General features: G+C 59.7%; 1 pseudogene. It reads right to left on the bottom strand.

What is annotated here, in order from left to right:
• Window positions 1–113 precede the first annotated feature (113 nt).
• Window positions 114–325 (bottom strand): annotated as a pseudogene (locus tag EN852_RS37730) (asparagine synthetase B); the annotation flags it as partial.

Genomic DNA, 325 nt, shown 5'->3' with positions numbered 1-325 from the left:
CTCGATCTCGGCATAGGTGAGGCGTTGCCCGCCGCAGACCAGCGCCACCTTGTCGCCCAGGCGGTCAGCCGAGTATCTGAGATAGTCATGCAACAACGGTATCGCGAGATGCATCATGCCAACACCTCTTCCCTAACCTCGTAGTCAACATCGACGCTGAGCGGAATCTTACGGGTGCCGCCAGGGCGGCTCGCGATAAACTGCTGGTGAAGAAGTTGGGTCGATAGCACGCCGACCAGCGCCATGTTGTCGGAATTGGAAAGATCTTGGTCCGTGGCTCTGGCCTGACACTTGCCCAGCAGGCGCGCGACCGACTCAGGGTCAA

The organism is Mesorhizobium sp. M2E.F.Ca.ET.209.01.1.1, assembly GCF_004010375.2.
GTDB lineage: Bacteria > Pseudomonadota > Alphaproteobacteria > Rhizobiales > Rhizobiaceae > Mesorhizobium.
Note: the sequence above shows the minus strand (reverse complement) of the source record. Positions and strands in the feature narration are given on the sequence as shown.